A 319-nucleotide genomic window follows, 5' to 3' on the forward strand; every position below is an offset into this window, starting at 1 on the left:
GCGGCCGAGAAGCCTCGCCCTCGGCGGCGATCCTCGACAGCCAGTCCGTCCGCACCGCTGATCAAAAGGGGGCGAAAAGGGCTATGACGCGGGCAAGAAGATCACTGGACGCAAGCGCCACATCCTAGAGCGTTTTTCGATCAGTATGCATCATAGCCGGTTGCGGCGAAGTAGTTGGCGCACTCGTTTGGCGTGAAGGCATCGAGGCTTTCGCCGATGACCCGCCAGAGCTGTTCGACGGTGCGTGCGGCTGCTTTACGCAGCAGCGTCTTGAGCTTGGCGAAGGCGTTCTCGATCGGATTGAAGTCGGGCGAGTATG

At 60.8% G+C, this 319-nt stretch carries 2 pseudogenes; one reads left to right on the forward strand and one right to left on the reverse strand.

Annotation, left to right across the window (positions count from 1 at the left end):
* Positions 1-127, forward strand: a pseudogene (locus tag FOY91_RS21475) (transposase); the annotation flags it as partial.
* Positions 128-140: 13 nt separating this feature from the next.
* Here FOY91_RS21475 and FOY91_RS21480 read toward each other — a convergent pair.
* Positions 141-319 (reverse strand): annotated as a pseudogene (locus FOY91_RS21480) (IS630 family transposase); the annotation flags it as partial.

This window comes from Alterirhizorhabdus solaris, from assembly GCF_007785815.1.
Classification (GTDB): Bacteria; Pseudomonadota; Alphaproteobacteria; order Sphingomonadales; family Sphingomonadaceae; genus Alterirhizorhabdus; species Alterirhizorhabdus solaris.